General features: G+C 62.4%; 22 protein-coding genes. 16 read left to right on the top strand and 6 right to left on the bottom strand.

Annotated features, from left to right (window positions below):
• Positions 1–6: 6 nt before the first annotated feature.
• From VFB05_RS27005 to VFB05_RS26990, 4 genes are all read left to right on the top strand, one after another.
• Positions 7–411, top strand: a complete 405-nt coding sequence (locus tag VFB05_RS27005; RefSeq protein WP_325018154.1) for a DUF3052 domain-containing protein — start codon at positions 7–9, stop codon at positions 409–411.
• A 269-nt stretch (positions 412–680) separates the two neighbouring features.
• Positions 681–2,153 (top strand): NCS1 family nucleobase:cation symporter-1, encoded by a 1,473-nt coding sequence (locus VFB05_RS27000; protein ID WP_325018152.1) that lies wholly within the window; start codon positions 681–683, stop codon positions 2,151–2,153.
• A 103-nt stretch (positions 2,154–2,256) separates the two neighbouring features.
• Positions 2,257–3,483, top strand: a complete 1,227-nt coding sequence (locus tag VFB05_RS26995; RefSeq protein ID WP_325018150.1) for a glycosyltransferase family 87 protein — start codon at positions 2,257–2,259, stop codon at positions 3,481–3,483.
• Positions 3,484–3,775: 292 nt separating this feature from the next.
• Positions 3,776–4,450, top strand: a complete 675-nt coding sequence (locus VFB05_RS26990; protein ID WP_325018148.1) for a helix-turn-helix domain-containing protein — start codon at positions 3,776–3,778, stop codon at positions 4,448–4,450.
• A 34-nt stretch (positions 4,451–4,484) separates the two neighbouring features.
• On the opposite strand, the gene VFB05_RS26985 is transcribed toward VFB05_RS26990, so the two are convergent.
• The gene (locus tag VFB05_RS26985; protein WP_325018146.1) at positions 4,485–5,975 is read right to left on the bottom strand and encodes a hypothetical protein; all 1,491 of its coding nucleotides are present in this window, start codon (positions 5,973–5,975) and stop codon (positions 4,485–4,487) included.
• 246 nt (positions 5,976–6,221) lie between these two features.
• On the opposite strand from VFB05_RS26985, the gene VFB05_RS26980 reads away from it, so the two are divergent.
• Positions 6,222–6,647 carry an OsmC family protein gene (locus VFB05_RS26980; protein ID WP_325018144.1) on the top strand — a complete coding sequence of 142 codons (426 nt, stop codon included), beginning with the start codon at positions 6,222–6,224 and terminating at the stop codon, positions 6,645–6,647.
• A 19-nt stretch (positions 6,648–6,666) separates the two neighbouring features.
• Here VFB05_RS26980 and pyk read toward each other — a convergent pair whose 3' ends face one another.
• Complete coding sequence (pyk, locus tag VFB05_RS26975) at positions 6,667–8,103, bottom strand: pyruvate kinase (protein ID WP_325018142.1); 1,437 nt, start codon at positions 8,101–8,103, stop codon at positions 6,667–6,669.
• Positions 8,100–8,699 carry a DUF1036 domain-containing protein gene (locus tag VFB05_RS26970; RefSeq protein WP_325018140.1) on the bottom strand — a complete coding sequence of 200 codons (600 nt, stop codon included), beginning with the start codon at positions 8,697–8,699 and terminating at the stop codon, positions 8,100–8,102. Before VFB05_RS26970 ends, pyk begins: the two co-directional genes overlap by 4 nt.
• A 228-nt stretch (positions 8,700–8,927) precedes the next feature.
• Here VFB05_RS26970 and VFB05_RS26965 point away from each other — a divergent pair, with 228 nt between their 5' ends.
• Both VFB05_RS26965 and VFB05_RS26960 read left to right on the top strand, forming a co-directional pair.
• Positions 8,928–9,230: a DUF1244 domain-containing protein gene (locus VFB05_RS26965; protein WP_325018138.1), complete on the top strand. Its 303-nt coding sequence runs from the start codon at positions 8,928–8,930 to the stop codon at positions 9,228–9,230.
• Positions 9,231–9,422: 192 nt separating this feature from the next.
• Complete coding sequence (locus tag VFB05_RS26960; protein ID WP_325018136.1) at positions 9,423–9,701, top strand: DUF2312 domain-containing protein; 279 nt, start codon at positions 9,423–9,425, stop codon at positions 9,699–9,701.
• 37 nt (positions 9,702–9,738) lie between these two features.
• On the opposite strand, the gene VFB05_RS26955 is transcribed toward VFB05_RS26960, so the two are convergent.
• The 3 genes from VFB05_RS26955 to VFB05_RS26945 form a co-directional block, all read right to left on the bottom strand.
• Positions 9,739–11,313, bottom strand: coding sequence for a DUF882 domain-containing protein (locus VFB05_RS26955; protein WP_414643326.1), 1,575 nt, complete (start codon positions 11,311–11,313; stop codon positions 9,739–9,741).
• A gap of 256 nt (positions 11,314–11,569) precedes the next feature.
• Positions 11,570–13,759 carry a L,D-transpeptidase family protein gene (locus tag VFB05_RS26950; protein ID WP_325018131.1) on the bottom strand — a complete coding sequence of 730 codons (2,190 nt, stop codon included), beginning with the start codon at positions 13,757–13,759 and terminating at the stop codon, positions 11,570–11,572.
• A gap of 377 nt (positions 13,760–14,136) precedes the next feature.
• A complete protein-coding gene (locus VFB05_RS26945) occupies positions 14,137–15,645 on the bottom strand; it encodes a sigma-54 dependent transcriptional regulator (RefSeq protein WP_325018129.1) in 1,509 nt (502 codons plus the stop codon).
• Positions 15,646–15,780: 135 nt separating this feature from the next.
• Between VFB05_RS26945 and VFB05_RS26940 the strand changes: the two genes are divergently transcribed.
• The 9 genes from VFB05_RS26940 to VFB05_RS26900 all read left to right on the top strand — a co-directional run bounded on the left by VFB05_RS26940 (position 15,781) and on the right by VFB05_RS26900 (position 24,217).
• Positions 15,781–17,634 (top strand): M3 family oligoendopeptidase, encoded by a 1,854-nt coding sequence (locus VFB05_RS26940; RefSeq protein WP_325018127.1) that lies wholly within the window; start codon positions 15,781–15,783, stop codon positions 17,632–17,634.
• Positions 17,635–17,775: 141 nt separating this feature from the next.
• Positions 17,776–17,928: an aa3-type cytochrome c oxidase subunit IV gene (locus tag VFB05_RS26935; protein ID WP_325018125.1), complete on the top strand. Its 153-nt coding sequence runs from the start codon at positions 17,776–17,778 to the stop codon at positions 17,926–17,928.
• 138 nt (positions 17,929–18,066) lie between these two features.
• Positions 18,067–19,191 carry a Re/Si-specific NAD(P)(+) transhydrogenase subunit alpha gene (locus VFB05_RS26930; protein WP_325018122.1) on the top strand — a complete coding sequence of 375 codons (1,125 nt, stop codon included), beginning with the start codon at positions 18,067–18,069 and terminating at the stop codon, positions 19,189–19,191.
• 11 nt (positions 19,192–19,202) lie between these two features.
• Positions 19,203–19,520 carry a proton-translocating transhydrogenase family protein gene (locus VFB05_RS26925; RefSeq protein WP_325018120.1) on the top strand — a complete coding sequence of 106 codons (318 nt, stop codon included), beginning with the start codon at positions 19,203–19,205 and terminating at the stop codon, positions 19,518–19,520.
• A 42-nt stretch (positions 19,521–19,562) separates the two neighbouring features.
• Positions 19,563–20,957 (top strand): NAD(P)(+) transhydrogenase (Re/Si-specific) subunit beta, encoded by a 1,395-nt coding sequence (locus tag VFB05_RS26920; RefSeq protein WP_325018118.1) that lies wholly within the window; start codon positions 19,563–19,565, stop codon positions 20,955–20,957.
• A gap of 15 nt (positions 20,958–20,972) precedes the next feature.
• On the top strand, positions 20,973–21,779 hold the full coding sequence (locus VFB05_RS26915) for an alpha/beta hydrolase (RefSeq protein ID WP_325018116.1): 807 nt from the start codon (positions 20,973–20,975) through the stop codon (positions 21,777–21,779).
• 53 nt (positions 21,780–21,832) lie between these two features.
• Positions 21,833–22,930 carry an ionic transporter y4hA gene (locus tag VFB05_RS26910; protein WP_325018114.1) on the top strand — a complete coding sequence of 366 codons (1,098 nt, stop codon included), beginning with the start codon at positions 21,833–21,835 and terminating at the stop codon, positions 22,928–22,930.
• A gap of 20 nt (positions 22,931–22,950) precedes the next feature.
• Positions 22,951–23,235, top strand: coding sequence for a cupin domain-containing protein (locus VFB05_RS26905; RefSeq protein ID WP_325018111.1), 285 nt, complete (start codon positions 22,951–22,953; stop codon positions 23,233–23,235).
• A gap of 73 nt (positions 23,236–23,308) precedes the next feature.
• A complete protein-coding gene (locus VFB05_RS26900; RefSeq protein WP_325018373.1) occupies positions 23,309–24,217 on the top strand; it encodes a hypothetical protein in 909 nt (302 codons plus the stop codon).
• Positions 24,218–24,220 lie beyond the last annotated feature (3 nt).

Below are 24,220 nucleotides of genomic sequence, written 5' to 3'. Positions count from 1 at the left end.
AGCGGGATGGCTGGTTACTCCGGCAAACCTGTAGCGCAGAAGCTCGGCATCAAGCCGGGCTTTTGCATTTTTGCGGATGGCGCGCCGTCGGCTTACGACAAGATCGTGGGTCCGTTGCCGTCTGGCGCCTCGGTGCAGGCCAAAGCCAAGCCGCCACTCGACGTAGTGCACGTATTCGTCACGCAAGCCAGCGGGCTCGCCACCAAGCTGCGCTTCTATCGCAAGGTCATCGCACCGGATGGCATGATCTGGGTCTCCTGGCCGAAGAAATCTTCCGGCGTTGCAACCGATCTCAGCGACATCGTCGTGCGCGACACCGCGCTTCCGCTCGGTCTCGTCGATATCAAGGTCTGCGCCATCGACGACGTCTGGTCCGGATTGAAGTTCGTCATTCCGAAGGATCAGCGGTAAGCGTTCCGGCCCTTTTCAAGCGAAGGGATTATGTGACTTGCGTCTCCTTGGCGCGGGACTTGCCTGAAATAATCTGCCAGTCTTCCTGCTAGTGCCGCCTATTTGAAGTTCCTGCACCGCAAGCGGCGAATGCTCTTCGGGAAGTTCAAATAGGAAGCGGCACTAGAACTCTAAATTCGCTGGTGCCCGTGACTTTTCGAAGTTCGTAAAAGTGGGTGCTGCGATGGAGTACGAACTTCGAAAAGCGGGCACTAGCACAGGAGCTGCCGATGTCAGGCCATTCGAACGCCACGCCCGTCATTGCCGTGCCGGATGCAGACGCCCGGCTTTACAATCACGATCTGGCGCCGGTGGCACCTGACGGGCGCACCTGGGGCACCTTCAGCATCTTTGCGATGTGGATGTCGGATGTGCATTCGGTCGGCGGCTACACTTTTGCGGCGAGCCTTTTCTTTCTCGGGCTGACGGGATGGGAAGTTCTGCTGGCGATGACGGTCGGCATCATCGCCGTCTACTTCCTGATGAACCTGATCGGGCGACCCTCGCTGAAATACGGTACGCCGTTTCCGGTGGTGGCGCGGATGTCGTTCGGCGTGATGGGCGCCAATCTTGCCGCCGGCATTCGCGGCATTGTCGGCATCGTGTGGTACGGCGTGCAGACCTATTTTGCCTCAAAGGCGGTCCAGGTGTTGGTGCTGACGTTCTATCCACCCGCCGAAGCGTGGACACACTCCAGTTTGGTCGGACTTTCGATGCTGGGCTGGGCCAGCTTTCTATTCATGTGGCTGTTCCAGCTTTTGATCTTCCTCAACGGCATGGAGACGATTCGAAAGTTCATCGATTTCTGCGGACCCGCCGTCTACGTCGTGATGTTTGCGCTGGCGATCTGGGTCGTGGCGCAGAGCGGCGTCTCGAGCCTGTCGTTGCAATTGGCTCCGCCGGCCGAAGGTTCGACATTGGCCCACATGGCCAATGCGGCGATGCTGATCGTCGCTTATTTCGCTGCGCTGCTCCTCAACTTCGGCGACTTCGCCCGGTTCGCGAAGGACGAGCGGGCGATGAGGGTCGGCAACTTTCTCGGCCTTCCCGTCAACTTCATCGTGTTCGCGATCGTCACCGTGATCGTCACGGCAGGCACCGTGAAGGTGTTCGGGCAAGCGATCATGGACCCGGTCGGGATCGTCGAGCGCATCGGCAATCCGATCGTGGTGGCGCTCGGCTCGATCACCTTCATCGTGGCGACCATGGGCATCAACATCGTCGCCAACTTCGTCTCGCCCGCTTATGATATTTCCAACCTTTATCCGGAGAAGATCGACTTCCGCCTCGGCGGTCTTATCACATCGATCCTGTCGGTGATGGTGTGCCCGTGGATCTTCGTCTCGAGCCCGCAGGCGATCACGATCTTCGTCAGCATCTTCGGCGCAGCGCTGGGACCGATGTTCGGCATCATGGTGTCCGACTATTACCTCGTGAAGCGCCAGCAGGTCGTCCTCAACGACCTCTACACGATGTCGCCGAAAGGCTCGCTGCACTTCGAGGGTGGCTGGAACGCGCGGGCGCTGCTGGCGCTCGCGGGCTCAGCCGCGGTTTCGATCGGGCTGTCGCTCGCCGGCGCCTATGGCGCAATCGCCAGTGTCGGAGACTGGGGCTGGCTGATCGGGGCTGCTCTGGGCGCGTTGTTCTACATGGCGTTGATGCATGGCCGGGAAGTGGTCGCTTCGAAGGGGGCCGTCGCCTGAAGGCGCCCATTCGCCGCGACAAGTGCAGATATCTTAAGATTTCGGCAAGCCGGCCGGCCTAAAGCTGATGGGAGGTGCCTCTTCAGCAGCCTTAGGACCTCGCATGGCCATGCTGACATCCGATATCACCATGCCCGCAGGCAGGAGCGCGGTCCCGCCGGCGCTCCTGATCGGCTGTCTTATCCTGTGCGTGATCAACGCAGCGCTGCTGCAAAATGCACTCACCGCCCATTGGTGGATCTTTGATGGAAACGGGCTCGGTGTCCCGACCGATTTCGTTAATGTCTGGTCCGCAGGTCGCTTCGTGCTCGATGGCCATCCGGCACTCGCCTATGACTGGGACCTCCAGAAGCAGGTTCAGGTCGCCGTCCTCGGCCAGAGCTATCCTGGCAACTTCGCCTGGCATTATCCGCCGCCGTTTCTGTTCGTCGCAGCAACGCTTGCGCATTTTCCCTACGCGGTCGCCTTTGCCGGTTGGGCGGCGATCAGCTTCCTGCCTTATCTCGCCGCGATGCGCGCGATCGTCGGCCGCTCGTTTGGCTTCCTGCTCGCCGCCGCCTTTCCGGTCGTGTTCACCAATGCGCTGGTCGGACAGAACGGATTTCTCACGGCATCGCTGATCGGCGGCACGCTGGTGCTGATGCCGCGGTGGCCGGTTCTGTCCGGCATCTGTCTGGGACTTCTGAGCTACAAGCCGCAATATGGATTGCTGTTTCCGCTCGTGCTGATCGCGGCCTCGCAATGGCGCGTGTTCGTCACCGCAGGTATCGTCGCGGTGCTGCTGGCCGCGCTCTCGTGGTTCGCCTTCGGGACCGAAAGCTGGCAGGCGTTCGTGCATTGGCTGCCGATGTTCAACAAGGCCTTCCTGGTCGAGGGGCGTGCGCCCTGGGGTAAGCTGCAGAGCATCTTCGGGCTGACGCGTTATTTCGGCGGGTCGGAATCGCTCGCCTGGGCGTTGCAGTGGATCATGAGCGCTGCTGTCGCCGTTCTGCTCGTGTGCCTCTGGCGCAGCCGCGAGGTCCGGCATGAGCTGAAAGCCGCTGCGCTGGCGGCCGGTACGTTGCTGGTGACGCCTTATCTCTTTCTCTACGATGAGATGGTGCTCGCAATTGCGATCGCGTTTGTCGTTCGCGTCGGACTGGACGAGGGGTTTGAGCGGCACGAATTGCCAGCGCTCGGCCTTGCCGCGGCGTTATGCATCATCTTTCCATTCCTCGGCGCGCCGACCGGTTTTGGAGCGACGCTGGTGGTCACGGCGCTGATTGTTCAACGCGTGGGGCCGTGGTGGCGCGACGGAAAATCACCAGCAGTGCCGGCCGGTCAGGCCTAGTGTGGCGGTTCGGAAGTCCGCATCTTTGCTGCCGCGAGTTCGTCATGGGGACTTCCGAACCAAAGCCACACTAGATTTATAGGTTTGCTAGTGTCCCTTCGATTCCGAAGTTCGAAACGTGGCTCCGCAAGATGCTACGAACTTCGGAATCGGGACACTAGATTCCAAAACAGCTTGTCATCCGTCATGAATTATTGTTCACTTCTTGAGAAGCGGCCTTTGGCTGCCAAGAACTGAACGCACCTCGGCCAGCTTTTCGGTCAGAAGGGCGCCGGGAGCGAGAAACGCAATCATGGTCTATCGACGGACCCACCAGGTCGTCAAACGCCTCGCGGCGCGCCGCAGCGCCATTCTGGCGGCGGCGCGACATGCTGCGGCCGAAGGAGGCATGGCCGCGGTGCAGATCGCGCCGATCGCGGTCCGCGCCAATGTCGCCGCCGGCACCGTCTATCGCTATTTCCCGTCCAAGGCCGATCTGATTTCCGAACTGATCGCCGATGTTTCGCGCGATGAATTGTCGGCGATCCGCCGCGCCGCGGATGCCGCGCCCGGGCCGTCGTCGGCGCTTGCAGCCGCCGTCACCACGGTCGCGGTGCATACGTTGTCACAGCGAAAACTCTCCTGGGGCATCTTGGCCGAGCCCGTCGATGTCGACGTCACGGCATCGCGCCTGGCAAGCCGCCGCGCGGTGGTTGACGAGATTGCAAGCCGGATCGAAGCGGCGGTCCGTGCCGGCCATCTGCCGGCGCAGGACACCAACCTCGCCGCGACCGCGCTGCTCGGCGCCCTGCACGAAGCATTGGTGGGGCCGCTCGCCGCGGAAAACATGGATGATCCGGGCAAACTGCGCGATGCGGTTCAGACCGTGACGCTGCTCGCGCTTCGCGCGGTGGGCGTGATGGATGCCCGCGCCCGTGGCCTCGTGGTGCAGGCCGCGCTTCCTGCCAAGGCGGTCGCGGGGGCGTAAGCGACCGCGAGTCCTCGCGTCATCTGACGGGGCCCTATGGCTTGACGTAGAGTGTCTCGTGCAGGCCCACGTATTGTTCTTTCCAGCCGCGCTTGTCGACGAGGAAGTGCTTCAGCACGTCATGCGCCGTCGGCCAGAACACCGCCTCGATCTTGTATTTCTCGATCACGCTGTCCCAGGCGGCCTCGTCGATGTCCCACTTGGGCAGCGTGAGGTAGTCGCGCAAGAGCTGATCGGGATAGGCGGTCGCCGCCCGGCCATCGATGAACACCGGCACGGTGCCGTGTGTGCGGAAAATGAGAGGTCCGCCGACGTTCCAGTGATTGAGGATCCGCGTATGGGAAAAATTCGTCTGGAGATAGCGTGCGTCCTGCTCCGAAAGGAGATCGTCCGCAAGCCCGAGGGTCGGCCGTACGTGCATGAAGGTTGCAAGCAGCGCGCATATTCCGACGATGCCAGCGGCGAGTAGCGACCGCTGGACGTCAGAATGATTCAGCTTTTCGGGAAGCAACCGATCAAGATGAAGGGCTAACGGCACCGCCGAGAACAGGAAGAAGAAGGACATGTATCGATACTGATAAAGTCCCAGAAACAAGAACAGCCAGGCAAGCAACCGCGCCTCGATGGGAATGGGGCGTGAATCCCGGTGCAGCAGTTCGAGCACAACGAAGATCGAAACGCAGACGATGCCCGGAATGCTTCCGGGCATGGATGCGTTGTGGGCAAACGACTCCCATTCGGTGATGTGAGCCTGCACGAAGTGGCCCAGTGTCGCCGCGACACCGTCGTAGATGTGCCATTCGAGCGGATTGATGAAGATCGCAACGATACAGCCGGCTGCCGCAAAGCTGTAGGCTTTGAAATCTGCCCAATCGCGCTTGAGCAGCGCAACGCCGCCAAAGATGCCGAGGATCAGGAAGCCGAGTGGAAAGCCGCCGTGCAGGTTGACCCAGAGCAGCATCATCACTGGTAACAAAAGAAGCCGCGTTCGCTTCAGGCATTGCGCGTAAAAAATGACGGAAAACACCATCGTCGCCGTATTCGGCGAGACGGCGAGGTAGACGTTGGGCGGCGTCGCAAAAGCCGGGTAAAGCAGACATGCGGACAAAACGGCGATCGAGACTGCGAGCGGCGAAGCGCTGCGGCTCAGGCAGACGGACGTCAGATAGCCGACGATGATGGCGCCGCATGCGACGGCGAACAGCGTGAGGCCGCTAAAGCCCGTGTACTCAAGCAGGACGCTCGCGATCACGTCCCAGAGCCACGACAGATTGTACCATTGCCGGTCGCCAAGGGTGAACGCCCAGGGATCCTGGAACGGAACGCTGCCGCGCTCTCTGATCAGGTCGCCTGCGGCCAGGTGCCATCCCAGGTCATAGTGGCAGAGCAGCAGCGACGCGTTTGCGAGGTAGTAGATGCCGGTGACAGCGATCAGGAAGGTGTAGACGCCGGACGTCTGGACATGGGTCCCGATCGTCTTTGGCTTTTGATCGAACTTCGAGCCGTAAGCCTCCAGCGCAGACATGACGTGGCTCTCCGGCGATCGACGCTTGCAAGGTGCCAAATATCAGCTGCTTTAGGCCGGATCGGTCTAAGGGCGGGTAAAAGTCGCCAACGTGTCTCGGTCACGATTGGCCGAAGGAGCATTCTGGTTAACGAATGCTGAGTGGAACTCCGACGGCGAGCGGTGAGGGAAAAGAAACCAAGAAAATTCCGCCGCATTAACCAGCCAATATCATCTTCGTTCACCTCAAGCCTGTGGAGCTCCGACATGACGACCACATCGGGATCTGCCAAATGGCAAGGCGGTATCAAGGACGGCAAAGGCGCGATTTCGACCAAGAGCGGCGCCCTGAAAGACTACCCATACGGCTTCGGCAGCCGTTTCGAGGGCAAGCCGGGTTCGAACCCGGAGGAGTTGATCGGCGCCGCGCACGCGGCCTGTTTCACCATGGCTCTGTCGTTAATCCTGGGCGAAGCCAAGCTCACCGCCGAAGCGATGGAAACCAAAGCCGACGTCACGCTTGAAAAAGTCGGCGACGGCTTTGCCATCACCTCGGTCCATCTTGCGCTGAGTGCGAAAATTCCGGGCGCCGACAACGCGAAGTTTCAGGAGCTGGCCGGCATGGCCAAGGCCGGCTGCCCCATCTCGAAGCTTCTCAACACCAAGATCATGCTGGACGCGAAGCTGCTCTGACGCGCGCAGGAGCGCGCGCTCACATATCGGCGTCGTCGTCCGGACCGACGGAGGCGATGCGCAGCATGTTGGTGGTGCCGGGTGCGCGCAGCGGCACGCCGGCGACGATGATGACGCGCTGGCCGGCGCGCGCAAAGCCGTCGCGAAACGCGATGCTGCCGGCCCGGCTCACCATGTCGTCGAGATCATGCGCATCCTCGGCGACGACGCAGTGCACGCCCCACACGGCTGAGAGCTTGCGCCCGGTGACGAGGTTCGGCGTGATCGCGACCACCGGAACCTTGGGCCGCTCGCGCGCGACACGGAGCGCCGTCGATCCCGAACTGGTCCAGCAGATGATCGCGGAAAGGTCGAGCGTTTCGGCGATTTGCCGCGCAGCGTCGGCGATGGCGTCGCCGACAGTGGGCTCGGGCTCGGCGCGCTGCGCATTGACCACGCCGCGATAGGTCGGGTCGCGCTCGACCTCTTCGCCGATGCGATTCATGGTCGAGACCGCTTCGACCGGATATTTGCCGGCTGCCGATTCCGCCGACAACATGATGGCATCGGCGCCTTCATAGACCGCGGTCGCGACGTCGGAGACCTCGGCGCGCGTCGGCACCGGCGACTGGATCATCGATTCCAGCATCTGCGTCGCAACAACCACCGGCTTGCCGGCGCGGCGCGCCATCCGCGTCATTTGCTTTTGCAAGGAGGGCACACGCTCCAGCGGTAGTTCGACGCCGAGATCGCCGCGCGCCACCATCAGCGCATCGGAGGCATCGATGATCTCGGCGAGGCGGTCGATCGCCTGCGGTTTTTCGATCTTTGCCATCACCGCGGCGCGGCCGCGGATGAGCTTCTTGGCTTCGACGACATCCTCTGCGCGCTGCACGAAAGAGAGCGCGATCCAGTCGACACCGGTTACGAGCGCGGCTTCGAGATCGGCCCGGTCTTTCGGCGTCATGGCCGAGACGGGAAGATCGGTGTCGGGCAGGCTGACGCCCTTGCGGTCCGACATCTTGCCGCCGATCACGACGCGGGTGACGGCGTGATCGGGCGAGGTTTCCTCGGCAATCAGCCTCACCTTGCCGTCGTCGAGCAAGAGCGCGTGGCCGGGCTTCAGCGCTGCGAGAATTTCCGGATGCGGCAGTTGAACGCGGGTGTTGTCGCCGGGCGCCTTGTCGGAATCGAGCGTAAAGCTCTGTCCGTTATGGAGCTGCACGGCGCCTTCGGCAAAGGAGCCGAGGCGGAGTTTTGGACCTTGCAGGTCGACCAGAATGCCAATGGGGCGGCCGTAGCTGCTCTCGACATTGCGAATGGTCTTGACCAGCTCCCGCATCTTGTCATGCGGGGTATGGCTCATGTTGATCCGGAAAACGTCGGCGCCCGCCTCGAACAGCTTCCTGATGACTGCGCTGTCGGAAGAGGCGGGGCCAAGCGTTGCAAGGATCTTGATACGGCGCAGCCGCCTCATGGCTTGGTCCCAGGCGCTGCGGCTGGCGGCAGGCCCGTGCCAGGGGCGAGGCCGCCCGGCGAACCCGAGATTCCCGGAATATTGCCGGCGCCATCCGGACCGATCGGTCCGGGAAGGCCGGGGACGCGCTGCGCCGGCTGTTCGTTGGAATCGGTCAGCTGCACCGTCCAGGCGCGCTGCTCGCCGGTGTCGACCTCGAAGTAGCCGGTCCGGTCGAACCCCCGCGCCAGACAATTATCCGCGCCGCGGATCGTGAACTCCTTGTCGCGCGAGCACATGAAAGCCTGTCCCGACCATTCTCCGCCGCGATCGTAATCGATCGCGTAGATATAATAGTACCGAGCGACAAGCGTGCCGCGCAGCAGCGTCTCACAGGCTCGCGAGGACACGTTCCACCAGCCTTCGGTGGTCCAGCCCTCCGCGTCCTTGTAGCCGAGGGCGATGCCGACCCGGCTGGATGTATTATTGCAGAGACGAAAGTCAGCCGCCGCCGATCCGTTCCACAGGCAGGCCACCACAAACGACAGGGCAGGTATCAAGGCAGCGCCGAGGCGCTTCGCGGTCTGGGGCGGAAAAAGCGAATCTCTAGGGATCATTGCGGCCAAGCTATATCAAGATATTGACGGTTTCGCGTGGGGCTGGCCCGGGGGTCAAGCGGATTTTCGCATGCGTGTCGGGCCATTGGTCGGGGCCAAGGCCCTGAAAAGCGGCGCAATATTTGCGTCGCGATGTGGAAAAATATGTGACAGTTTCTTACCTCTGTTGAAGCATGACGATTTGCGATGTCATGCCGTGAGATCAAGGGATCAAGGACGGAACTGGTCATGGCAATCGACGACAAAACCAGAACGGAACTCGAAGCCGCAGCCTTTCGGCGCCTTCTGCAGCATCTGCGTTCCCGCACCGACGTGCAGAACATCGAGCTGATGAATCTGGCTGGCTTCTGCCGCAACTGCCTGTCCAACTGGCTCAAGGAAGAGGCCGACGCCAAGGGCGTGACCATGAGCAAGGACGAAAGCCGCGAAGCCATCTACGGCATGCCCTATGAGACCTGGAAAGAAAAATTTCAGGGAAAGGCATCACCGGAGCAACTCGCGGCGATGAGCAAAGTCAATCCGGGACATTGATCGGCCGCCTTGCGAGCAGCCGTTGAGACGGTGAGCGGCCGTCTTCCTGTGGGCGCGCTGTGGATGAGCTATGATGTTGCCTTGACGTAAGCGACCTTAATCTTGAGGGTCATTTCACGACATGCGCCTCGCGATGAAACGTGCGGCGCATTCTTTTTCAGCCTCAACACCAGTCGATTTCAGGAGTATGCGATGGCCACCTCTGCTGCCGCCGTCAAGGACGACGAAGCCCCCGCGACGCGATTCGCCAAGGATCAGCTCAAGGCCATCATCGAACGCATCGAGCGTCTCGAAGAAGAGAAAAAGACCATCTCCGACGATATCCGCGACGTCTATGCTGAAGCCAAGGGTAACGGCTTCGATGTCAAGGCGCTGCGCACCATCATCCGCATGCGCAAGCAGGATGCGAACGAACGCGCGGAACAGGAAACCATCCTGGAGACGTATTTGCAGGCGTTGGGGATGCTGTGAGGCTTCGCTTCCAGGGCCGCCGGTAGCGGCCTTGACGTCAGCGCAGCGACGCCGTGCGGAAGGATTGTGTCGTCAGCGGCGCAATCGCCGGGCCGCTGAAATGATCGGTGGCGAGGCCTGCTTGCGGATCGTCCGAGAAGCCCATCACGATCACGGTCTGCGGCTTGGCGAACAGCTTGCTCAACTGCGTCATGTTGGGATCGCCGAGCATCGTCACCGACATCGACGTGCTCGCGCTCGGCGCCAGCATCATCATCCGTGTCCACACATCGTCAGCTGCGGCTGCCGTATGCGTTGAGGTCGCCACGACGCCGCTCTGGCTCTTTGCGACGCTGGTGAGGTCGCTCGAAGCTCCAGTGTTGTGGCTGGCTTGCGCGGTGCGCACGCTACGGGCAACGGGATGATCAACCGGCGCGGCCGCATCGGGCGCATAAGCCATCGCCTGATAGACGGCAGGAACGCTGGACGTCGATTGCGGGTCGGTTGAAGCCAGGACCTGACGGGCCCTGATGGCGGCAACCTGTGCCGGCGTAGCCTGGTTTGGCGCAGCCGGCATGTCATCCCAGAAACCGCGCGCGTTGATGATATCGGCCGGGGTCAGCGCCGCAGTTAGTGCCGAAGTCAGTGTCTTGGCTTCGCCAGTGGTCGTTTGCCTCGGTTTCGCCGGCTGCACGGTCTGTACATCAGCTGCGGCGAGTTGCAGCGTAGCCGCCGCTGGCTTGGCGCGCGGCGTCGGTGCCGCCTCAGTCGGCTTCGCGGCGGCGACCTGGACGGTCGCGACCGGCTTGCCTTGGGCAATCGGTCCCTGTTGAGCCGGCGCTATGCCTTCGTCCTCGTCATCGCTCGGCTTGTTGCCGAACAGGCGTGCCAGCAGGTTCGGCTTGCCGACCTTGGCTGCACTATCTCCGTCGCCACGCCGCTCGATGTCGGCCCGGGCAAGTTCATAGCCCTTCAGCGGCGTGCCGTCGGAAGGAACGTGGACGGTGCGTCCGTCAGGGAAGACGCGCACGAGCTGGTCGTGGGTCATGCGCGGCCAGTGGCGGATATTGCCGGTGTCGAGATGCACGAACGGCGATCCCGAGGTCGGGTAGAAGCCGACGCCGCCACGCTGCAGGCGCAGGCCGGCGAAACGGATCTGCTCGAGTGGCACATCCGGGATGTAGAAGTCCATCGCGTGGCCAAGCATGTGCTGGCTGAAGCGCGCCACGCCTGAGTGGGCGGAGCGGTGACGCAGCATCGCGTTGGTCTCGGGCGAGCGGTAGGCGGAGATGATCTGGATCGGCTTCTTGCCGTCGACGTCGTGATAGACCTCCCAGATGATATCGAACAGGTGGGGATCCATCGTGGTCTGGTCCTGGCTGCGCCAGTCACGCAGGAAGTGGTTGAGCTGCTTCAGCGCGTCTTCGTCGAAGCGGCCGTCGCGCTTGAAGGTGACGGTGAGGTCTTCGCCGGAATGCGTGTGATGGAAGGACAGCGTGCGGGTTTCGTTCAAGGCGGTCGCGTCGTGGACGGAGCCCATCCCGGCGAGCAGCAGCGCCGAGGTCAGCCCGAGCTGACAGCCGGCCTTGGACCAGGACAACAAACCAGATTGTCGTGCGAAACCGGTCAGCACGTAACAAGCCACCCCAACAGACTTACGCGTTAAACCCCTTCGCGACCCCGTGTGGCGAAATAGGGTAAATGCAACCTTAACGCGGGAGGGTTAAGTGAGGCTTAACCCGTTTTCCCCAATGCGACGAACAAAGTTAACCCAGCGAGTGTGGCGAAAGCTAGCCCAGTGGTTAATTCGGGGTGGACAATGGTTAATCATCAAAGGCCCCGCCGGGCGGCGAGGCCTTTGATTTAGCTCGGTAATTCAGGCTGCCGATTCAGCGCTGGTACCAGCCCTGCGGCTGTTGTTGCGGATAGACCCGGCGGCGGCTGGTCGGGGCCGGCGGGTACTGGCTCGGGCCGCCGAACAGCCGCTCGAAGAAGGACGGTCCGGAGGAGAATGAGTTGTCGCTCGCGATCCGCAAGTCGCCGACCGGCTTCACGTAGTTCGGCTGCGAGTGGGCGACGACGTTCTCCAGATCCTTGCCCTTGCCGCGCAGCAGCGACAGCATGGTGGCATCGCGGCCATAGACGTCCTTGCGGATCTGCAGGTTGCCTGCGTCATCCACGAACGCGGTCTGGTAGGTGATGTTGACCGGAATCGGGGTGGGGAATTTCAGGTCAATTTCGCTCTGCCCATACATGCTGCGGATTTTTTCCGGCGTGTAGTGGCCGTTCGGCTCGGTGATGTTGAGCAGGACCGCGGCGTATTGATCCGGATACTGCACCCGCATGCAGCCATGGCTGAAGGCGCGATCCTCCTTGGCGAACAGATTCTTGTCCGGCGTGTCGTGCTGATAGACCAGGAACTTGTTCGGGAAATTGAAGCGGATGCGGCCGAGCGCATTCCGCTCTCCCGGCGGCTGCGAAATATGGATGCTGCCGTCGCGGTTGTGCTCGAGCTTGAGTCCCATGCGCTCCAGCACCGTCGGGTCCTGCTGCAAGGCGGGCAGGTACTCGTTGTAGATGATCGACGGCGGCACGTTCCAGGTCGGGTTGACGGTGATGAATTTCATCGTCTCCGTCAAAAGCGGGGTGGCGTGAATGCCGGGCTGGCCGGTCACGACCCGCGTGGTCCAGACCTGCGCGCCGTTCTGCATGACCTTGAGCGTGTAGTCCGGAATGTTGAGGATGACATAGGCGTCGCCGATCGCGGCCGCGCCGAGGTCGCGCGGCAGCCAGCGCCAGCGCTCCATGTTGACGATGACCGTATCGATCTGGCGATCGCGCTTCGGGCTGTTGATCGCCTTGACGGTGCGCTCGTCGAGCACGCCGGTCGGCTTCAGTTCGACCGTCGCCTGGAATTTGCGGACGGCTTCGGCGACCTTGGCGTCGTAGTGACGGTCATCGGCATTCTCGGTGATGCCGAGTTTGGCGCGCAGCTGCAGCACGCGGTCGTCTTCCTCGACGACCTCTGCCTGCTTCTTGCGCGCCGGCGTATATTTCAACGCCGGGCCATCGGCGATCTGGACCACGGGCCCGTCGCCTTCGCCACGCAACTCGGCGAGCTTCTTCTTCAGCGCCTGATAGAGTTTCTGCGGCGGGTTGTAGCCGTCGAGGGCAACTGACGCGTCCTTGGCCGACGTGATGTTGGCGAGCACTTCGTTCGGGTCGACCGGATGTTCGGGATATTGAATGTCACCCGACACCTGAGACCAGTGCATCCGGCCGCTCTGGGCGTGGCGCGCATAGTCGAGCATGCTGGCGGTGAGTTTCAGATCCGCTTCCGCCAGCGCATCGGGCGTGGTCGCCGCAGCGAAATCCGGAATCGGATAGTCGGCCGGGTTCAGTCCATCGGAAGCCGCATCCTTCAGCCGGGCCACGACGCCTTTGCCGTTGTCGGTCAGCTTGCCGCTCTGCGTCCAGATCGGTGCGAAGTCGCGCGCGGTGTAGAATTTTTCCACCGCCGCCCGCTCCGCCTTGCGGTCGAAATAGCGCGCCGACTTCGCTCCGAACAGTTCGTGCAGCTTGTCGGCGACGGGCTGATCCTCAGGCGGAACGTTGCTTGCCGCTTTGACAGGCTCCTTGGCCGGCTCGGGCGAAGCAGTCGCAGCGGCCGGCGCCGGCGCCTGCGGGGCCACGGTCGCGGTGTCGTTCTTGGGAGCGTCGGCGGGCGCCTTGCTTGCCTCTTCCTTCACAGGTTCGGACTTGGCGGCGTCCGCCTTGGCGGGCTCGGAGGTCGGAACAGTCGCGACATCTGCCGGCTTGGTCGTGGTCGTCGCCGGCGCTGCAGCGGCTTTGTTCGCATCCGGCGATGCAGTGTCCATCTTGAAATCGGCGGCGGTGGGCGGCGGGACGTTGGCGGGCTCGGGGCGGGGGACTGCGGCGTCGATCGCAAGTTCGGCGGCCGAGCTTCGCGGGCCATCGTTTTGCGCCAGCGCCGATCCCGCCGATACCGTGAGGAAGGTTGCTGCGACCGTCATCAAGACGCGGTCGTATCCCCTACGGTTCTTCCAACAGTCACGCATTATCACACCCCTTGGGTGAACTGCCCCGTTAGCGAGGCAGCTTTGGTTTGTCCGTCAAAGCTTTCGCGAAAGCGCGGCCCAGTCGGATTCTGAAGCTCATTTCGTTGAAATTGTGCCCCAGCGTTCCTGATTTGGCATGGCTGCCGCAACGATTCATGTCCAGACGATACATGCGCACCCCTCATGCGGCCAGCAGCCGGAGACCCAACTCACGACAAACTGACCAGGAAGCGCCCATTTGCATCGCTTTGCCCGGAGTTTTTGCCATGAGGGCCGCCATTTGTCTGTCACCTGCGGGCAACGGTTCAAATGTTCCGGCCCGGTGGAATTTCGATCGCTGCATCCGTGCGTTAGCGGCGTAGCGCTCATCGCAAGCGCTAGCCTGCCCGATCCGCTCCACCGCTCGTGGAGTCGGAGGCCTCTTCGTCCAGTTTGCGGTAAAGCGTCGAGCGGCCGATTTTCAGGCGGCGCGCCACCTCGGACATCTGGCCGCGATAATGCGAAATCGCAAAGCGGATGATCTCGCTCTCCAACTCCTCCAGCGCCCGGACTTCACCGTCGCCGGTCAGCATTGCGAGCGAACCTGCCGCCGTCACAGGGTGAGGCGCAATCGGTATTTCGTTACCCGAGACAATATCCGGGGCGGTCGCATGAAATCCCGGCTCGACGATCAGCGGCTCACTGAATGTCGTCGACATCGTCGCCGGAGGGCCCGCCATCTGGGGGAAGTCAGACGCCGTCAGTTGATCGCCGTCGCTCATCACCACCGCGCGATAAACGGCGTTCTCGAGCTGCCGGATGTTGCCGGGCCAGTCGAGCTGAGAGAGATGCGCCATCGCCTCGCCGCTGACGCCGGTGATGTGGCGGTTTTCCTCGGCGCAGAAGCGGGCGAGGAAGTGCCGCACCAGATGCGGGATGTCTTCGCGGCGCATTCGCAATGGCGGGACCGTTAGCGGCAAGACGTGAAGCCGATAAAACAGATCTTCGCGGAAGTGGCCGCTTTTGACCCGGTCGAGCAATTTGCGGTTGGTCGCGGAAATGATCCGCACATCGACCTTCACCGGTTTGCGTCCGCCGACCGCCTCGACCGTTCCTTCCTGCAATGCGCGGAGCAGTTTCACTTGAGCTGACAGGGGCAATTCCGAGACTTCGTCGAGAAACAGCGTACCGCCGGAAGCTTCGACGAACTTGCCGGCATGGCGTTCGGTCGCGCCGGTGAAAGCTCCCTTTTCGTGGCCGAACAGGATGGACTCGACGAGGTTGTCGGGGATCGCGCCGCAATTGACGGCGACGAACGGCTTTGACTTGCGCTCGCCGCTGCCGTGAACGGCGCGGGCGAACAGTTCCTTGCCGACGCCGGATTCGCCCTCGATCAAGACCGGAATGGTCGAGGCCGCGGCTTTTTTCGCCGTGCGCATCACGCCCGCCATCGCTTCACTGCGGGTGATGATATCGGCAAAGGTCAGGCGGCCTTCGCGACTGTGACGGATGCGCTGCAGTTCACCCTTCAGCGCGCTGGTGGTGAGCGCATTTTGCAGACTGACCTGGAGCCGCTCCATCCCGACCGGCTTGACGACAAAGTCCTGCGCGCCCGCCCGCATCGCCGAGACGACATTATCGATGCCGCCATGGGCGGTTTGCACCACCACCGGGACGGCAAGGCCGGCTTCGCGCATTTTGGCGAGAACGCCCATGCCGTCCAGGCCGGGCATCACAAGATCGAGTACCAGGGCGTCGATGACGGGGGCATCGGGGGCGGTCAACAGCGCAATCGCGGCATCACCTGAATCGACTGTGACAGCTTCATAACCGCATTTTTGCACCATATTCTCGACCAGGCGGCGTTGCACCGCATCGTCGTCGGCGATCAAAATGGTGGCAGGCATGGTGTTCCTCGCACGCAACAACTATCTGTCTCGAATCGGGGCACTGTGGCGGACGTCGATTAACGACCGCTTAAACCTTCCCGTCCCCGGCATCTCGCCTGCCGCCTTTCTGAACGAATACGGATTTCGAACAAGATGACCTCGCGCTCCTCATCCGCCCTTCGCAAGTCGACCTCCCAACGCAAGACCAATTCCAGGAAAGCAGCCTCCAGAGCGGACAAGCTGCCGGAATGGAATCTGTCCGATCTCTATTCCGGGATCGGTGCGCCGGAAGTGACGCGCGATCTCGACACGTTGGATGGCGAATGTGTCGCGTTTGAGAACGACTACAAAGGTAAACTGGCGGAGCGAACCGCAGGCGAGGGCGGCGGTCTATGGCTGGCGGGAGCCGTCAAGCGCTATGAGGCGATCGACGATCTTGCCGGCCGTCTCGCCTCCTATGCGGGGCTGGTGCATGCCGGCGACAGCGTCGATCCCGTGATCTCGAAATTCTATGGCGATGTCTCAGAGAGGCTCACGAACGCTTCGCTGCATCTGTTGTTCTTTTCACTCGAGCTCAACCGCATCGATGACGCCGTGATCGAGAACGCGATGGCCGACGCGCAGCTTGCGCTTTACCGTCCCTGGATCGAGGACCAGCGCAAGGACAAGCCGTTCCAGCTGGAAGATCGCGTCGAGCAGCTGTTTCACGAGAAGTCGCAGAGTGGCTACAGCGCCTGGAACAGGCTGTTCGATCAGACCATCTCATCGCTGCGCTTCAAGGTTGCGGCCAAGGAGCTGGCGATCGAGCCGACGCTCAACTTCCTGCAGGACCGTGACGGAGCAAAGCGCAAGGCGGCTGCCGAGGCGCTGGCCAGGACCTTCAAGGCCAATGAGCGGACCTTTGCGCTCATCACCAACACGCTGGCCAAAGACAAGGAAATTTCCGACCGCTGGCGTGGCTTCAAGGATGTCGCAGATTCGCGTCATCTCAATAACCGTGTCGAGCGCGAGGTGGTCGATGCGCTGGTGGCCGCGGTGCGCGCCGCCTATCCGAAACTCTCGCACCGCTACTATCGGCTGAAGGCCGGCTGGTTCAAAAAGAAGAAGCTGCCGCACTGGGACCGCAATGCGCCGCTGCCGTTTGCGGCGACCGGCGCGATCGCGTGGGGCGATGCGAGGCACATGGTGCTCTCGGCCTATCGCGGCTTCTCGCCGGACATGGCCGCCATCGCCGAGCGCTTTTTCACCGATCGCTGGATCGACGCGCCGGTGCGGCCGGGCAAGGCGCCGGGCGCCTTCTCACATCCGACGACGCCGTCAGCGCACCCTTACGTGCTTATGAATTATCAGGGCAAGCCGCGCGACGTGATGACACTCGCCCACGAACTCGGCCATGGCGTGCATCAGGTGCTTGCGGCCAAAAATGGAGCGCTGATGGCGCCGACGCCTCTGACGCTGGCGGAGACCGCGAGCGTGTTCGGCGAAATGCTGACCTTCCGTCGGCTGCTCGGTGAGACAAAGAGCGCGAAACAGCGACAGGCCCTGCTCGCCGGCAAGGTCGAGGACATGATCAACACCGTGGTGCGCCAGATCGCGTTCTATACGTTTGAACGCGCTGTCCACACCGAGCGCAAGAATGGAGAGCTCACGGCCGAGCGCATCGGCGAACTCTGGCTCGGCGTGCAAGGCGAGAGCCTGGGGCCGGCGATCGATATAAGGCCCGGCTATGAAAATTTCTGGATGTACATCCCGCACTTCATCCATTCGCCGTTCTATGTCTACGCCTATGCCTTCGGCGATTGCCTCGTGAACTCGCTCTATGGCGCCTATGAAAAGGCGCAGAGCGGCTTTGCCGAACGTTACCTTGCGATGCTGTCGGCGGGCGGCACCAAGCACTATTCCGAACTATTGAAGCCGTTCGGCCTCGACGCCAAAGACCCGAAATTCTGGGACGGGGGCTTGTCGGTCATTTCCGGCATGATCGATGAGCTGGAGACGATGGGATAGCCGGCCGGCGATCCCACAAGTTCCGACGGAAACTCGGATAATTGGCCTTCCAAATGGCCCGATAGGAAGTGTGGCGTTGCCCCGCCTTTCGGTTTGCGCTAATTCCCCCGGTAACACTCAAGATTCACTGGGGACAGAGAGATGGCAGACCATAGCGAAGTGGCCTACACGACGGCCGACGGCAACGATTACGTGGCCCACGAGCAGACCTATGAGGGCTTCATCAAGCTGGTGAAGTACGGCTCGTCTGCCGTGATCGTGATCCTCATCCTGATGGCGATCTTCCTCGTCTGATTTTCCGACAATTGCGCCGCTTGCTTGCGGCGCAATTTCGAGAAAAGCCAGCCCGTGCCCGGTTGCCAGGCCGGTGCCGGATTTGCCAATCTAAGCGCACATTAACGCCTGCGAGTGTTCCGCGCCGCCGGAGGCCCCATGAAGATTGCCGTTGCCAAGGAAATCGATCCGTCCGAGCCGAGGGTCGCCGCGTCACCCGATACGGTGAAAAAATTCAAGGCGCTCGGCGCCGAAGTTACGGTCGAGCCGGGTGCCGGAATCAGGTCGGGCCTGCTCGATTCGGATTTCACCGCGGCTGGCGCGACGGTCTCTGCGGACGCGCTCAAGGACGCCGACATCGTCATCAAGGTGAAGCGGCCGGAAGCGTCCGAGCTGTCCCAATACAAGCGCGGCGCCCTCGTCGTCGCCATCATGGACCCTTACGGCAATGACGCCGCGCTGAAGACGATGGCCGATGCCGGCGTTGCCGCTTTTGCGATGGAGCTGATGCCGCGCATCACCCGCGCGCAGGTGATGGACGTTTTGTCCTCGCAAGCGAACCTCGCCGGCTATCGCGCCGTGATTGAGGGCGCCGAAGCCTTCGGTCGCGCCTTCCCAATGATGATGACGGCGGCCGGCACGGTGCCGGCGGCGAAAGTATTCGTCATGGGTGTCGGCGTTGCAGGGTTGCAGGCGATCGCAACCGCGCGGCGGTTGGGAGCCGTCGTCACCGCGACCGACGTGCGCCCCGCCACCAAGGAGCAGGTGGAATCGCTTGGCGCGAAATTCCTCGCCGTCGAAGACGAGGAATTCAAGAACGCGCAGACCGCCGGCGGCTACGCCAAGGAAATGTCGAAAGAGTATCAGGCCAAGCAGGCTGCGCTCACGGCCGAGCACATCAAGAAGCAGGACATTGTGATCACGACCGCGCTGATCCCGGGCCGTCCGGCGCCGAAGCTGGTTTCTTCCGAGATGGTCAAGTCGATGCGGCCGGGTTCGGTGCTGGTCGACCTCGCGGTCGAGCGCGGTGGCAATGTCGAGGGCGCGAAGGCCGGCGAGGTCGCCGAGGTCGATGGCGTCAAGATCGTCGGCTACACCAATGTCGCCGGCCGTGTCGCCGCGTCCGCCTCCAGTCTTTACGCGCGCAACCTGTTCTCGTTCATCGAGACGATGGTCGACAAGGCGAGCAAGGCGCTTGCCGTCAACTGGGACGACGAACTGGTCAAGGCCACCGCGCTGACCAAAGACGGCGCCGTCGTCCACCCGAACTTCCAGCCGAAATAGGAGGAGAAGCCATGGAGCAACTCGCGCAGGCCGTCGATCCCTTCGTGTTCCGGCTGTCGATTTTCGTGCTCGCCGTGTTCGTCGGTTATTTCGTGGTGTGGTCGGTGACGCCCGCGCTGCATACGCCGCTGATGTCGGTGACGAACGCGATCTCCTCGGTGATCGTGGTCGGCGCGCTGCTGGCGGTCGGCGTCGCAATGGTTTCGTCTGGCACCGGTTGGGCGCGCGGCTTCGGCTTTGTCGCGCTGATCTTTGCCTGCGTGAACATTTTCGGCGGCTTCCTGGTCACCCAGCGCATGCTCGCAATGTACAAGAAGAAATCCAAGTGATCGGCAACCACCTCGGGGTGACAAGGAAATGGGGGACCTGAGATGAGCGCCAATCTTTCTGCGCTGTTATATCTGGTGGCAGGCGTGCTGTTCATCCTGGCGCTGCGCGGGCTGTCGAGCCCGGCGACGTCGCGCCGGGGCAACCTGTTCGGCATGATCGGCATGGCGATTGCGGTCGCCACCACGCTGGCGAGCCATCCGCCTGCCGACGGTACCGCCTGGGTGCTCGTGATCGTCGCGGTCGTGATCGGCGGTGGCATCGGCGCGGTCATCGCCCGCCGCGTGCCCATGACGTCGATGCCCGAACTGGTCGCGGCGTTCCACTCGCTGGTCGGCATGGCTGCGGTGCTGGTTGCGGCCGGAGCCTTCTATGCGCCGGAAGCCTTCGGCATCGGCACGCCCGGGCACATCCATTCGCAGAGCCTGGTCGAGATGTCGCTCGGCGTCGCGATCGGCGCGTTGACCTTCACCGGCTCGGTGATCGCGTTTCTGAAGCTGTCGGCCCGCATGAGTGGCAAGCCGATCATCCTGCCGGCGCGCCATGTGATCAACATTGCGCTCGCCGTCGCGCTGGTGGTCAGCATCGTCAGTCTCGTTCTGACCGGCAACGAGGTCTATTTCTGGCTCAACACCGCGCTCGCGCTCACGCTCGGCGTGCTCATGATCATTCCGATCGGCGGCGCCGACATGCCGGTCGTGATCTCGATGCTGAATTCCTACTCGGGTTGGGCGGCGGCCGGCATCGGCTTCACGCTGGGTAATTCGGCGCTGATCATCACCGGCGCGCTGGTCGGATCAAGCGGCGCGATCCTGTCCTACATCATGTGCCACGCGATGAACCGTTCGTTCATCTCGGTGATCCTCGGCGGCTTCGGCGGCGAGACGGTGGCAGCCGGCGGTGGCGGCGAGCAGAAGCCGGCCAAGCTCGGCTCGGCGGACGATGCCGCCTTCATCATGAAGAACGCCTCGAAGGTCATCATCGTGCCCGGTTACGGCATGGCGGTGGCGCAGGCCCAGCATGCGCTGCGCGAAATGGCTGACATCCTCAAGAAAGAGGGCGTCGAGGTGAAATACGCCATTCACCCGGTCGCGGGCCGCATGCCCGGCCACATGAACGTGCTGCTCGCCGAGGCTAACGTGCCCTACGACGAGGTGTTCGAGCTCGAGGACATCAATTCGGAATTCGCACAGGCCGACATCGCCTTTGTGATCGGCGCCAACGACGTCACCAATCCGGCCGCGGAAGAAGACAAGACCTCGCCGATCTACGGCATGCCGGTGCTGCAGGTGTGGAAGGCCGGCACGGTGATGTTCATCAAGCGCTCGCTCGCATCCGGCTATGCCGGCATCGACAATCCATTGTTCTATCGCGACAACACCATGATGTTGCTCGGCGACGCCAAGAAGGTCACCGAGAACATCGTCAAGGCGATGTGACCGCCTGATGGAAACATGAACGTCCTGAAATGGATTGGGGCTGCCGGCGCGCTCCTCTATCTCGGGGCGCTCGTCTTTCTGTACGTCAAGCAGCGCGACATGCTGTTTCCGATCCCGCCGGTCGGACGTACGGCTCCGGCCGCGGTCGGTTTTGGCGAAGCTGAAGAACATGTGCTGACGACGGAGGACGGCGAAAATGTCATCGTCTGGCATGTGCGTGCCAGGCAGGGCCGCCCTGTCATTCTGTTCTTCCACGGCAATGGCGATTTCCTGGCCGGCCGCGTCAGCCGCTTCCGTCAACTAACCTCCGATGGCACCGGGCTCGTCGCGCTGTCGTTCCGCGGATATGCCGGATCGACGGGCTCTCCGAGCGAGGAGGGGCTCTTGAAGGATGCGGCGGCAGCCTATGCCTTCACGATCGCGCGCTACGATGCGCGGGCGATCGTTGCATGGGGCTTCTCGCTTGGGTCCGGCGTCGCCGTGGCGATCGCAGCCGAACATCCCGTCGGGAAATTGATCCTGGAAGCGCCTTACACGTCGACGGTAGACGTCGCTGCTTCGCTTTTTCCCATCGCGCCGGTGCGTCTGTTGATGCGCGATCAATTCCGCTCGGACCAACGCATTGTGCATGTCAACGTGCCGCTTCTTGTCATGCACGGGGACGCCGATCCCGCGATCAATATCCGCTTTGGCGAGCGCCTGTTTGCGCTGGCGCATGAGCCCAAGCAATTTGTCCGCTTTCCCGGCGGCGGTCACGAGAACCTCGACGACTTCGGCGCCATCGAAACGGCGCGGCGTTTCATTGGAGCTCCAGATGGCTAACGGCTCTCGGTGTTCGGCTTTGCGTTCGTCGCTGCGGCTTGGGGGATCGTCGCATGAGCATCCATGAACCGATGCCGCGTTCGGCATGGATTTTTCCGGCGCTTTCCGTGCTGCTGTTTGCCGTTATCACCGCACTTCACTACGACTTCGCGCCTTCCGCTGCAGGTCTGGTATTTGCCACCGTCTTGCTGGTGATCCTTTTCGGCACTGTGTTTGCCGCGGTTCATCATGCCGACATGATCGCGATACGGATCGGCGAACCGTTCGGCACGCTGCTGCTGACGCTTGCCGTCACCGTCATCGAGGTTGCGCTGATCGAGTCGCTGATGCTGAGCGAGAAGGCGGTGACCGCGCTGGCTCGCGACACCGTGTTTGCGGTGGTGATGATCGTCTGCAACGCGCTGGTCGGAATCTGCATCCTGGCCGGCGGCCTGCGCTACCGCGAGCAGGACATCCAGGTGAGCGGATCGAACCTCTATCTCAGCGTTCTTGCGGTGCTCGCCACCATCACGCTGATCCTCCCGAACTACACGCTGACGACGCCGGGGCCTGTCTTCTCGACAGGGCAACTTGGTTTCGTCAGCTTCGTCACCATCCTGCTCTATGGTGTGTTTCTCTATACGCAGACCGTGCGGCATCGGGAGTATTTCGTCGGCAGCCCCGCGGATGATCACGATCATGGGCCGCCGGTATCGAATCGAGCGCTGCTCCTGAGCATCGCCCTGTTGCTGGTTTCGCTTCTGGCCGTCGTGCTGCTCGCCAAGAAGTTCTCGCTGGTGGTGGACGCGGGCGCGGCCATGATCGGCGCGCCGCCAGCCTTTGCCGGTGTTTTGGTGGCGATCCTGATTCTGTTGCCGGAGAGCGTCGCGGCCGTCACCGCCGCGCGAAAGGACAATCTGCAGAAGAGCATCAACCTTGCGCTCGGCTCCTCGCTCGCGACGATCGGGCTGACCGTGCCGGCGGTGGCGCTGGCCGCTTATGTGCTCGACAAGCAGCTCGTGCTCGGGCTTAGCGCGCAGAATATGGTGCTCTTGGCCCTGACGCTGATTCTCTGCATGCTGACGCTTGGAAACGGCCGGACCAACATCCTTTTCGGGCTGGTCCACCTTGTGGTATTTGCGGTATTCATGTTCCTGGTATTCGTTCCCTGAGCGGGAGAAAAAGCCGAAAAATGATCAGCGCCGCGTCCGATGTTCAGGTCGACACCCCCGAGGTGCGCGTGACGCGCTGGCGGCTCGCTCCCGGCTCGGCCACGGGACACCACATTCACGAGATGGACTATGTTATCGTTCCCGTGACCGCGGGCGAGATGACCATCGTGGCGCCCAACGGGGAACGCTCGAAGGCCCAGCTTGGGGTCGGCCAGTCATATTTCCGTAAGGCCGGTGTCGAACATGACGTGCTGAACGAAACTGCGTCCGAAATCGTCTTTCTTGAAGTGGAGTTGAAGTCATAAACCCGCCGTTTACCGAATTGCCACCGATATGCCTCAAACCTTGGGCATCAGGACCCGCGCGGGAGTGGCCGGCATGCTGAAATTAGCCTCCAAATTTGCGATGGATATTTTGCCGTCGGTGATCGCCACCGTCGTCGGCGCCTATATCGTTAATCATTACATCAACACCAAGACGCCCGCCGCCGATCCGGCCGCCGCCGTGTCCACCGCCGACCCCAAGAAGGCCACCGCGAAGACCGATTCGAAGCCCGCAGAGAAGTCTGCCGATCTCGGTAATATTCCAGTACCCGGCGTCCGTGCGAAAGGCATCTCGGAAAAGTCGATCAGCGAGAAATCGGCGGCCGAGAAGGCGTCCGTCGAAAAGGCTGCCGAAAAGGAGAAGCCGGCTGAGAAGGCCGATCGGCCTGCGGAAACCGCCAGCATTCCGCCTGCCGCCCCGGTTGAGACGCGCCCCCACCATCCGGCGCCACGTGAGTCCAAAGCTGTCTCCAAGACCCCGGCTCCTGTCCCGTCGGCCGAGCCGGTGGTCGCGACGCCCGCAACCGCCCCGGCGGCTGAACCTGCCCCCACCCCTGACGCCAACGATCTGGCGCGCCAGGCGATTGAGCGCCTGAACCGGACGCAGGAAGCCGTTCGGGCACCTGAACCGCCGAAACCAGCGGAACCGCCTCGCACCTTGGCTGTGCCGGCCGCACCTCCGAGCGCGCCAGCGCCGGTGGCGACCGCGCCTTCGCTCCAGCCGTTGCCGCCGGCCATCATGGTGTCGACGCCGCAAACCGCGGACCCCAGGCCCCCCGTGGCGCGGACTGACGACCCGATGCGGCCCACCCCGCCGGCCGATATTCCCGATCCGCACCCCCCGCTGGATTTGCGGGCCGATGCCGTGGACCAGCCGGTGAAGCGGCCTTCGGTTGCCGAGGATGTGCTTTCGGCCACCAAGAAACTGTTCAACTCCGTGTTGCCAAAGCCGCAGCAAAACTGACCG

The sequence above is a fragment of the Bradyrhizobium sp. genome (assembly GCF_035652035.1).
GTDB lineage: Bacteria > Pseudomonadota > Alphaproteobacteria > Rhizobiales > Xanthobacteraceae > Bradyrhizobium.
The sequence above is the reverse complement of the archived record's forward strand: the minus strand, read 5'-3'. Positions and strand labels throughout refer to the sequence as shown.